This is a genomic window from Cohnella endophytica (genome assembly GCF_003628305.1).
Lineage (GTDB): Bacteria > Bacillota > Bacilli > Paenibacillales > Paenibacillaceae > Cohnella > Cohnella endophytica.
The window spans coordinates 89,275-100,240 of record NZ_RBZM01000014.1 but is presented as its reverse complement, the minus strand read 5'-3'; the positions used below and the strand labels follow the sequence as shown (position 1 = coordinate 100,240).

The following is a 10,966-nucleotide window of genomic DNA, read 5'->3' as shown; positions in this document are numbered from 1 at the left end:
TCTCTTACGATCTGCATTCGTTTCTCCTCAAGCACTTTCCCTAAACGCATACTGTCCGCCTCCCCTATACAAATAGTCTAATTCAATTGGGGGACAAGACTCCAGTTTAATTAGGGGGCCTTGGAGATAGTACAGTAGAAAAGCGTGGAATTGTCCCAAATAGCCGTTATTGATGAAAGTACCTGCACAAAATGCAGGCTGTTCGCTGAAAAACGGACCTCGTCTCAAACAACCTGCACAAAATACAGGCTGTTCGCCGAAAAACGATTCTCACCCCAAACAACCTGCACAAAATACAGGCTGCTGGGGAAGTTCCACTTATCGCTTGTCGTATCCTCGCCTAGAAGAAATGCATTTTTTCCCCAACTAACTCGCACTCCAGAACCTTACTGTTTGGATGGGGGCGAACGGGGCGCAACCAACCTTTATCAACTAACCGTGACAGCCATTGAACGGATGTCCGGTGATTCAGTTCGAAATACCGTTCCACGTCGATTGGCCTAATGTTGCGGGAGAGGCTCAATGCAAATCGAATAACTTCTCTTTCTATTAATAGGACACGTGAAACGGGCGATGGAGAAGGGTGATAAAGGCTCAAATTCATGCGGAGCAAGGAGATGCATTGGTCGGGATGGTTGGCGATGTTGTCGTAGGCGAAGGAGTACAATCTATAACCAAGTCCTTGAAGATAGAGCTCGCGATTCGTGTCGTTGCAGAAACTCTGGCGGTCCATTTCTTTAATGTGGTTGTTAAACCCTTTGATCTCCATAATGAATTTCAAGTAACCGATCTTCAACATAAAATCCGCGAAATAAGATTTTCCTCGCCAATCTACGATTTCGTATTCCGGGTGCAAGCCGTCGAAGTTTCCATACATCGCCCACCAAATATTCTGAAGAAACACTTTTTCACCATGAGCATGTCCCCGTTCCAGCCTTCCTCTGCGTTCGCCGCTTCTGCGTTCCAAGTGCTGCTGTATAAACTCGGCATGACTTTTCTCGAAGCTCATCGTTAAATTCTCCCTTCAATGGAAAAGTGGGTTTAAAAACAAAACGCCCCTCTTCCGCCATAAGGCAGTTAAGGGACGTTCTTCGTCGCTACTTGGAAATGATTGTAACCTATTCCGGTCGGAAAATCGATATCCAAAGTCCCTTTGAACCGTTCGACCAGTCATATCTTACGAAACATATGTGATATTTTGCGAATTTCACGATATGAATTGACAGAAATTTACTTCTGGGATATAGTGAAAAATAAATTTTTGCAAACGTTTGCAAACGTGGAAAGGAGCCCCTTTCATGCACTTCGCTCCCGATGTAAGTCAGCCATGAGTCGCGAGAAGTCGGGCTCCGGCGACGTTGGGATTAAGGCGATCGCCAAGAAGCTAGGCGTGTCCGCGAGCACCGTGTCCCGCGCATTGAACGAAGTAAGCGGCATTCACCCGACGACGAGGAAACTAGTCCAGGAAACGGCCAAAGCAATGGGCTACGTGCCCCATCTTGGCGCCAAGCAGTTGGTCGGCAAGAGCAGCAAAATGATCGGCCTGTTCGTCCCGCAATTCGAATTCGAAGCGAGCTCGGGTTTTATTGACATGTTCGCACCCTTGCAGCAAGCGCTGAAAGGCTATGGACGGGACGCGATCTTCTTCTCCGTTCCTTTCATCGGTTACACGGACAATCGCCTAGCCGAGTGTATTAACTCGCGCGGCTTGGAGGGTGCTATCGTTTTTCCGGCGTTCTCGGAATCGCACCCGATCATGAAGGAAGCGCTTCAGCTTCAGGTTCCGTGCGTAAACTTCGAGAACGTCGTCGGTCCGCGCTGTTCCTCGGTCATTTCGGATGACAGGGAGGGCGGACGGGCGGCAGGACGCAAGCTGTTGGCGGAAGGCCACCGGATCATCGGTTACGTTAACGGTCCTCCATGGGTTCGGGTATGCGAGGAGAGATACGCGGGCTTCCGCGAAGCCTTGACCGAAGCGGACATTATTCACGAAGCCAACCTGGTCGAAAACGGCAATTTCTCCGGAACGAGCGGTTCCGAAGCGGCGATCGCCCTATGGGAAAACAATCCCCGGATGACCGCGCTGTTCTGCGCGAACGATTTGATGGCCATGGGCGCGATGATGGCTTTCTCGCAAAGGGGAATAAAAGTGCCCGAAAGCATTTCGGTCGTGGGCTACGACGGGGATCATTTTACGGCGTACACGTCGCCTCCGCTTACGACGGTGCGCCACCCGATACGGGAGATGAGTTCCCGTGCGGCGGCGCTTGTGATGGAATTGTTAGAAGGCGGAACGGGCAGAAGGGAATCGGTGACCCCAATGCTAATCGAGCGTCAGACGATTGCCAGATGGCTTTAAGAAGGGAGACGTTAGGGAAGATGACGGTAGCAAGCGAGGCTGTTATTACGGCAACGAAAGACATTATACGCGCGAACGGCATCAAGCGCGTATTCGGCAAGGGCACGGGCGCGGTGACCGTCCTCGACGGAGTGGATATCCAGCTCCCCGCCGGCAGGCTAGTCGCGTTCAAAGGAAGGTCCGGTTCGGGAAAGACGACGCTTATTAACCTGCTCAGCGCGCTGGACAGACCTACGGAAGGTTCCATTCAATTCGACGGCCGGGATCTGACGGCGATGAGCAACAAATCGAGGGATGCCGTCCGCCGGAAAGAGATGGGGTTGATTTTCCAGTCGTTCGCGCTGATTCCCCTCATGTCAGCTTACGAGAACGTGGAATTCGTCCTCCGGATTGCGGGGGTTCCTGCCTCGGAAAGGAAAGACGCGGCCATTCAAGCACTGGATCACGTCGGACTAAAGCCCCGGATGCATCATCGTCCCTTTGAAATGTCCGGGGGAGAGCAGCAAAGAACCGCGATTGCCCGGGCGATCGCCCATAAGCCGAAGCTGATCCTGGCCGATGAACCGACCGCCGAGCTCGACAGCCGTACGGGGCTGCATATTATCAAGGTATTCAGGGACTTGGTGGAGCAGAGCGGAATCACGATCGCCCTAACCACGCACGACCCTGCCATCATGGAAATCGTCGATCAAGTCTACGAACTGGAGGATGGACAAATTGTCTCGCACAATTAAACAAGCCGCGACCCTGGGAATCACGATTTTGCTGGGCGGCGCGCTCGTCGGATGCTCCTTGCTTCCGAAAGAAGAAGAGGCTTTGAAGCCGCCGCTAGTCAAACCCGCCCAAGAAAATTATTCGACGGTAAAAGCAACGAAGGGACAGATCGTGAAGGCCATTACCGGTAGCGGAGCCTTCGAATCGGTTCATACGGACGTCGCCCAATTTACGGGCGAAGGCGGCAGAATCGAGAAGATTCTCGTTAAAGCCGGGGATCAGGTAAAGAAGGGCGACGTACTCGTTCAATTGATCTTGGACGGACTCGACCTGAAGCTCAAGGAACAGGAGCTCGCGCTGGAACGAGCGAAGTACGCATACCGCCAAGCGCGCGACGGCGACGAGCAATTGCTGAAAATCGCGGGACTCCAGTTGGAGATCGAACAAACCAAATACGATCGCCTTAACAAACAATTTAACAGCAAGCAGCTCGTGGCAGACATTGACGGAGAGGCTATTTTCGTCGAATCGCTTAAAGAAGGCGACTACATCGAAGCCTACCAGACGCTCGTAGTCGTTGCCGATCCGACCCAATTGCGCATCGCGATCCGCGTGAGCGACGCCCAGACTCTTAAAGAAGTAGAGGTAGGCGCCTCCGCGACGATTACTTTGAACAAAGAAGAAGTGATCGGCAAGGTCGTCCAGACGCCGTCTTCGTCCCCCGAGACGTTGAACAAGGATTTGGCGGAGAAATACGCAACCACGCTGTACATCACTGTGCCGAGTTTGCCGAAGGGCACGGAAATCGGTTCGATCGCGGACGTGAAGATCATTACCCAACAGCGCGACAACGTCGTGAAAATACCTCGCAGCGGACTGCGTACCTACTTGGGCCGGAACTTCGTGCGCGTGCTCGAGGACGGCAAAAGTCTCCGCGAAGTGGACGTAGAGCCGGGATTGGCCGGTTCCACCGAAGTAGAGATCGTCAAAGGGCTGGAAGAAGGCCAAACCGTCGTTCTTCAGTAAGCATTTCGCATTCCTAGAGTTAGGGAGGCTTTGTCGTGGCCTTATTCGTCATGATTATTCGTAAAATGGTTCAAAATAAATGGCTCGTCTCCAGCATGTTCTTCGGTATCCTGATGACCGTGGCGCTTGTCGGGACGATGCCGATCTATTCCGAAGCGATTTTAACCCGCATGCTCGTCAAAGATTTGGAGACGTTCCAGACCGACAAGAACATTTATCCGGGAACGCATTGGTCCATGATGAGCTTCTATAACGAAACTCCGGAACGTCGCGTCAAGATGATGTCCGACATGGATCGATTCATGGAAGACAAAGCTAGGCCGGGATTCGGCGTTCCCGTGAAGGAGCTCGTTATCGAGCGGCGGACGAAGTCGTTGCAGCTCGTTCCGGCTAACGAACCGGACAAGAAATCCAAGGTTAGCGCGAGCTTAAGGTCCTATAGCGACTTAGTTTCCCATATTAAGATCGAGGACGGAAGGTTGCCCGCCAATAAACCGGTCGACGGCGTATACGAGGCTCTGCTTACTTCGAAAGCGCTGAGCAGCTTCAAGATCGTGCTCGGGCAAGAGTTCTTGCTTAAGGACGACAAGATCCAAGGCACGGTCAAGATCAAGCCGGTCGGAATATTCAGCAAGAAGACAGATGACGATCCTTACTTCCGCAACGCCAGCTTGGCCGATCTGAACTCGATATTCGTTGTCGACGAGAATTTGTTCTCCCAAGAATTCATTAAGAGCAACAAAGTTCCCGTCGTCGCTACCGGATGGTTCTTCGTGCTCGACTATAGGAAGTTCGAGCTCAGCAACGTGAATAACTTCCTGGACACCGACAAAGCGATCCGAGCGCAAATCAAGAGCAAGGTCGTAACCTTCCAGAGCGAGTTTAACGCTCCTACGCTAGACACGATCAAGACCTATTTCGAACGCTCCAAGCAATTAAGCAAGCTCATGTGGTCGTTAAACGTCCCCGTGCTGATCATGCTCGGCTTCTATATGTTCATGGTCTCGAACCTGATCGTGGACCGGCAGAAAAACGAGATCGCCATTCTCCGAAGCAGGGGAGCTTCCAGGTGGCAGATCGTTTTGTCCTTCGCGATCGAAGGGATTTTATTATGCGGCGTTGCATGGTTAGCCGGTCCGTTCCTCGGCATGATGCTGACGAAGGTGCTCGGCGCTTCCAACGGGTTCCTCGAATTCGTTCAGAGGTCCAGCATGACGGTGCATATGAACAGCCAATCGTACGTATACGGAGGCATCGCCGCGTTAACCGCGTTCGTCATGACGCTCATACCGGTATTGCTCGCTACCCGAGTATCGATCGTCGGGCATAAACAGCAACTGGCCCGCATGAATCGTATGCCGTTCTGGCATAAAGCCTTCCTGGACGTTGCCGCGCTAGCGGTTTCCATCTACGGATTGTATACGTTCCAGAAAAGGCTGAAGGACTTAACGAGTCTCGGCTTGAAATCCGACGACTTGAACATTGATCCGCTGCAGTTCGTCATGCCCGCTTTGTTCGTCGTAGGCGCGGGTTTGCTGCTTTTAAGATTATATCCGTACGTACTCAGGCTCATCTATTGGATCGGTCGCAAATGGTGGCCGCCGTCCTTGTACGCGACGCTTATCCAAGTCGGCCGCTCCAATAGCCAATATCAGTTTTTGATGGTATTCCTCATCATGACGATCGCGATCGGAGTATTCAGCGCGGGAGCCGCCCGTACGCTGAACACGAATACGGAAGACCGGATTCGCTACAGTCACGGCGCGGATTTCGTCCTGCAATCGAGGTGGCTAAACGACGCGCCGCCGCCTGCCGGACCGGGCATGGGCCCGAGCACGACGCCGGCGCCGAAGGTCATCCACTACCTGGAGCCTTCGTTCGAACCTTTCTCGAAGTTGGCGGGAGTAGAGGAAACGGCCAAAGTATTCGTCAAAGAAAAAGCGGCATTCGCCGTGAGCAATGGCCAAGGGTCTGCCACGTTGATCGGAATCGAAAGCGACGACTTCGGAAGAACCTCGTGGTTTCCGAACAAGCTGCTCGATTATCCGTTTTACGAATATATGAACCTGCTTGCCGTTGATCCCCGAGCCGTACTGATTTCCAAGACGCTCGCGCAACAGAAAGGCGTGAAGACGGGCGATACGATTAGCGTATCCTGGGACGGGGTGGACGGAGCATCGTTCGTCGTATACGGAGTCATCGATTACTTCCCGTCGTTTAATCCGAATCCTCCGGTCGGGTCGGTCGACGTAACCCAAGACAACGCGAAGGGGAACGCCCCGATGCTCATCGTCGGCAATCTAGGGCGAATCCAGTTCCAATTGGCGCTAGAGCCTTACCAAGTCTGGTTGAAGATGAAGCCCGGCTATTCGACGTCGGATTTCTACGACAGTATCCAGAAGCTCCGGCTGCCGATAACGAACATGGTGAATACGAAACAGGATTTGACCAAGGCGAAGAACGATCCGTTCTTGCTCGCGCTGAACGGCATACTGACGCTCGGCTTCATTATTTCGATCGTCATCAGCTTCGTCGGTTTCCTGCTCTATTGGATTTTATCGTTGAAAGGGCGCACGCTGCAGAACGGAATCATGCGGGCGATCGGTCTATCGCTTCGCCAGTTGATCGGAATGCTGGCTCTAGAACAACTGCTGACTTCGGGAGTCGCGATCATGATCGGGGTATTCGTCGGCAATCTGGCGAGCCGGTTGTACGTGCCGAACTTCCAGATCGCCTTTAATCCGAGCAGCCTCGTACCGCCTTTCAAAGTCATTTTCGACGCGATGGACTTTATCCGCATATATTCGATCGTTTCCGTGATGCTATTGCTCGGGCTCGGGATACTTTCTTATATGCTTTCCCGCATTCGCGTCCATCAAGCGCTCAAGCTGGGGGAGGATTAACGGATGATCCATTGCGAAGGTTTGGTCAAAATCTACAAAGCGGCCGATCTCGAAGTGTTCGCTCTGCAAGGCCTCGATCTGACGATCGAAAGCGGGGAATTGATGGCCATTATCGGCAACAGCGGAAGCGGGAAATCCACGTTGATGAACATGCTGGGAGGACTGGATCGTCCGTCCGCCGGAATGCTCGAGATCGACGGAAAGAACATGCTGAAGATGACCGAGCGCGATCTCGTCCGATACAAGCGGGAGAGCGTCGGCTTCGTCTGGCAGAATAACGCGCGGAACTTGATTCCTTATTTGACCGCGCTCGAGAACGTAGAGTTGCCGATTCTGCTGAAGGGCAAGCGCAAACGGCTTCGCGCGTTGGAGTTGCTTGAAGCCGTAGGCTTGACCCATCGCAAGAACAACAAACTTCATCAGCTGTCGGGAGGGGAGCAGCAACGCGTCGCCATCGCGATCGCTCTCGCCAACCATCCGAAGCTGCTGCTGGCGGACGAACCGACCGGCTCTGTCGATTCCCGAATGGCGGATCAAATTCTAGACTTGTTCCGGGAATTGAATCGGTCTATCGGAATTACGATCGTCATCGTAACCCATGATCCCTTGCTCGCGAAGAAGGTTGATCGCGTCGTTGCTATACGCGACGGCAAGATCTCTTCCGAAATGCTACGGCGCAAGTCATACGCGGAGGAGCTCGCGGAGATCGAGCGGGGTATCGCCCAGACGGAGGAAGATTCCCACGTCGAATACGCGGTTCTCGATAAGGCCGGACGATTGCAAGTACCGGCGACTTATCTGGAATCGATCGGCGTCAAGGATTCGAACAAAGTGAAGCTGGAGCTGGTGGAAGGCAAGATCGTTTTAACCTCTCCGGAGGAAGCGTCGTAAACCAAAACCAATTTAGCACGCATGAATGAGGCGATATCGTTGCTCCCTATGGGGCGGCGGTATCGCCTTTTTGGATGTTTTCCAGCTAAAAGAACTCCTTAAGCCATTGCGGAAAACTAGCGGATGAATTAATGTAATTCAATAAATCCGATGTGGTTACTTAAATTAACGCAAATCTCATTGACGTCGAGTTTTACTTTTGTTAATTTATTATTAAATGGAAATATACTATCGTATTGTGATAATAAGATAGGAGGATTATCAATGGATCGAATCGTGGCCGCAAGAGGCGCCGAACTGAGGTGCAAAGGCTGGAGACAGGAAGCATTGCTTCGCATGCTGGAGAACGTACTCGAGAACGGGGAGAATCCGAAGGAGCTTACCGTGTACGCCGCGCTTGCCAAAGCCGCCCGCAACTGGGGCTCTTATCACGCAATCGTCGAGACGCTCCGTAACCTGGAAGAAAACGAGACGCTCGTCATTCAGTCCGGCAAACCGATCGGAATTATGCGCACGCATAAATTCGCTCCTCTTGTCCTTATGGCGAACTGCAATATCGTCGGAAAATGGGCGACGAGCGATAACTTCTATAAGTACCAAGAGCAAGGCCTCATTATTTGGGGCGGGTTGACGGCCGCGGCGTGGCAATATATCGGTTCGCAGGGCGTTATCCAAGGGACGTACGAAATCTTCCAATCGATCGCGAGAATGCATTTCGGAGGCGATCTGACAGGGAAGTTCATTCTAACCGCCGGTCTTGGCGGAATGGGCGGCGCGCAGCCTTTGGCTGGCGTCATGGCTAATGGGATCATCTTGTGCGTGGAAGTAAACGAAGCCCGGATCGACAAACGCATCGAAGTCGGGTATTTGCAGAAAAAAACGGCGAACCTGGACGAAGCGCTCGCTTGGGTGAAGGAAGCAGCGGACGACCGCCGAAGCTTGTCGGTCGGCTTGCTTGGCAACGCGGCGGACGTCTATCCCGAAATTTTGCGCCGCGGCATCGTTCCCGATGTCGTTACGGACCAAACTTCGGCACACGATCTGGTTTACGGCTATATTCCTTCCGGATATTCCCCGGAGGAGGCGGCGGACATGCGCAAGCGCGATCCGCGGAAGCTGCAGGACGATGCCGGCGCTTCGATCGCAAGGGAAGTCGGCGCGATGCTCGAGTTCCAACGGCAAGGCGCGGTCGTGTTCGACAACGGCAACAACATTCGGACGCAAGCCTCCCAATACGGCGTTCCGGACGCGTTCGAGATCGTGGTGTTCACCGAAGGATTTCTGAGACCGCTATTCGCCAAGGCGATCGGACCTTTCCGTTGGGTAGCGCTTAGCGGAAATCCAAGGGACATCGAGACGATCGACGATTACATTCTGGAGGAATTCAAGGATAACGAAATCGCGACGAACTGGATTCGTCTGGCGAAGCAGTACGTTCCGGTCGAAGGATTGCCGGCGAGGATAGGGTGGTTCGGGCATGGAGACCGCACGAAGCTCGCGCTCGCCGTCAACGAAATGGTGCGGAGCGGGAAGTTGAGCGGTCCGGTCGCTTTCTCGCGGGATCATCTCGACGCCGGGGCGATGGCTCACCCGAACATCATGACGGAGAATATGAAGGACGGCAGCGATGCGATATCGGATTGGCCGCTGCTTAACGCGATGCTGAGCTGTTCTTCGATGGCCGATTTAGTCGCAATCCATTCCGGCGGCGGCGGATACAGCGGATATATGACGAGCGCGGGCATCACGATCGTCGCGGACGGCAGCGCGGAGACGGATATCCGGTTGCAAACCGCGCTCGACAACGATACGTCGATCGGGGTGCTGCGGTATGCCGACGCGGGATACGAGGAGTCGTTTGAAGAAATACGCGACAAAGGAATTCGGAGAATCGAGACGGAGCAAAAACAGCGTTGATACATGACACAAGATGGATTTCGGAGAGGAGATTGACGATATGCACGAATTAACGATAAATGACGTCAAGGCGGCGGTTAGAGGGGGAGCGGTTTTCGCATCGGGCGGCGGCGGCTGGGTAGATCACGGCTTGGAAATCGGCGGCGCCGCGGTCGGAATCGGCAAACCGAAGCTCGTATCGGTGGATGAATTGCCGGACGACGCGATCATCGTGACTTGTACGGCGATCGGAGCACCTGCCGGTAACGACTGGGAGATGTGGGGAATCGATTACATCAAAGCGGTTCAACTGCTCATGGATCGATTCGACGGCAAAGTAGTGGGGGTTATGACGCCGCAGAACGGCATGTCTAGCACGATTAACGGCTGGCTTCCGGCCGCGGCTCTCGGTCTAGTCGTCGTAGACGCGACGGGAGATATCCGAGCCCATCCGACGGGCAAGATGGGTTCGATGGGACTCGCGGCGTTGACCGATTACGAGACGATACAAGTCGTCGTAGGCGGCAGAAGGGACAACGGATCGTATTTGGAGCTCGTGGTCAAAGGGACTCCTGCCAAGACGTCCAACATTTTACGTACCGCATCGGATATGTCCGGAGGATTCATCGCTTCCGCGCGTCATCCGATTCCGGCGTCCTACGTGAAGAAGCATGCCGCGATCGGAGGCGTATCGCTCGCTCTCGAGCTCGGGCAAGCGATGATCGCCGCCGAACCGGACGGACCGGAAGCGATCATGAAGACGGTTTGCGAGAAGACGAACGGGCGCATGATCGGCAGAGGCAAGGTCCTTGCCAAGAACGTGCACTATTCCGGAGCTTTCGACATCGGCACGATTACGATGGAAGACGGCAAAGGAAGCACGTTGATCCTCCACGTCATGAACGAATATATGGCCGTAGATGACGAGCAAGGCGTCAGATTAACGACATATCCGGACGTCATCACGACTTTCGATACGTCCACCGGACTTCCGATTAGCGTCGGTGGCGTACGAGAAGGCATGGAAATCGCCCTATTCGCCATCGATAAGCGATATGTTCCTCTTAGCTCGAGCGTCAAAGATCCGACCGTGTACCCCGAAGTGGAGAAAGCACTCGGAATTGAGCTGGCTACTTATGCGTTCGACGGAATGCCATCCTAATCGCTCGTATAACGG

General features: G+C 53.6%; 8 protein-coding genes. 7 read left to right on the top strand and 1 reads right to left on the bottom strand.

All coding sequences use genetic code 11. The annotated features are described in order from the left end of the window. Positions 1 to 340: 340 nt before the first annotated feature. The gene (locus D7Z26_RS25365; protein WP_120979831.1) at positions 341 to 1,009 is read right to left on the bottom strand and encodes a hypothetical protein; all 669 of its coding nucleotides are present in this window, start codon (positions 1,007 to 1,009) and stop codon (positions 341 to 343) included. A gap of 318 nt (positions 1,010 to 1,327) precedes the next feature. Between D7Z26_RS25365 and D7Z26_RS25360 the strand changes: the two genes are divergently transcribed. The 7 genes from D7Z26_RS25360 to D7Z26_RS25330 all read left to right on the top strand — a co-directional run bounded on the left by D7Z26_RS25360 (position 1,328) and on the right by D7Z26_RS25330 (position 10,951). Then, a complete protein-coding gene (locus D7Z26_RS25360) occupies positions 1,328 to 2,359 on the top strand; it encodes a LacI family DNA-binding transcriptional regulator (protein WP_120979830.1) in 1,032 nt (343 codons plus the stop codon). Positions 2,360 to 2,379: 20 nt separating this feature from the next. After that, positions 2,380 to 3,093 carry an ABC transporter ATP-binding protein gene (locus D7Z26_RS25355; RefSeq protein ID WP_120979829.1) on the top strand — a complete coding sequence of 238 codons (714 nt, stop codon included), beginning with the start codon at positions 2,380 to 2,382 and terminating at the stop codon, positions 3,091 to 3,093. Further along, complete coding sequence (locus D7Z26_RS25350; RefSeq protein WP_158602442.1) at positions 3,077 to 4,099, top strand: efflux RND transporter periplasmic adaptor subunit; 1,023 nt, start codon at positions 3,077 to 3,079, stop codon at positions 4,097 to 4,099. Before D7Z26_RS25355 ends, D7Z26_RS25350 begins: the two co-directional genes overlap by 17 nt. 35 nt (positions 4,100 to 4,134) lie before the next feature. Then, a complete protein-coding gene (locus D7Z26_RS25345; RefSeq protein WP_233567197.1) occupies positions 4,135 to 7,002 on the top strand; it encodes an ABC transporter permease in 2,868 nt (955 codons plus the stop codon). 3 nt (positions 7,003 to 7,005) lie between these two features. After that, the gene (locus D7Z26_RS25340; protein ID WP_120979827.1) at positions 7,006 to 7,893 is read left to right on the top strand and encodes an ABC transporter ATP-binding protein; all 888 of its coding nucleotides are present in this window, start codon (positions 7,006 to 7,008) and stop codon (positions 7,891 to 7,893) included. Positions 7,894 to 8,157: 264 nt separating this feature from the next. Continuing rightward, on the top strand, positions 8,158 to 9,810 hold the full coding sequence (locus tag D7Z26_RS25335) for a urocanate hydratase (protein WP_120979826.1): 1,653 nt from the start codon (positions 8,158 to 8,160) through the stop codon (positions 9,808 to 9,810). A 40-nt stretch (positions 9,811 to 9,850) separates the two neighbouring features. Continuing rightward, positions 9,851 to 10,951, top strand: coding sequence for a DUF917 domain-containing protein (locus D7Z26_RS25330; RefSeq protein ID WP_199731783.1), 1,101 nt, complete (start codon positions 9,851 to 9,853; stop codon positions 10,949 to 10,951). The last annotated feature ends 15 nt before the right edge of the window (positions 10,952 to 10,966 follow it).

Coding starts and splice junctions, on each gene's coding strand:
- D7Z26_RS25340 (WP_120979827.1), top strand. CDS start 7,006: ATGATCCATTGCGAAGGTTTGGTCAAAATCTACAAAGCGGCCGATCTC.
- D7Z26_RS25330 (WP_199731783.1), top strand. CDS start 9,851: ATGCACGAATTAACGATAAATGACGTCAAGGCGGCGGTTAGAGGGGGA.
- D7Z26_RS25365 (WP_120979831.1), bottom strand. CDS start 1,009: ATGAGCTTCGAGAAAAGTCATGCCGAGTTTATACAGCAGCACTTGGAA.
- D7Z26_RS25335 (WP_120979826.1), top strand. CDS start 8,158: ATGGATCGAATCGTGGCCGCAAGAGGCGCCGAACTGAGGTGCAAAGGC.
- D7Z26_RS25360 (WP_120979830.1), top strand. CDS start 1,328: ATGAGTCGCGAGAAGTCGGGCTCCGGCGACGTTGGGATTAAGGCGATC.
- D7Z26_RS25355 (WP_120979829.1), top strand. CDS start 2,380: ATGACGGTAGCAAGCGAGGCTGTTATTACGGCAACGAAAGACATTATA.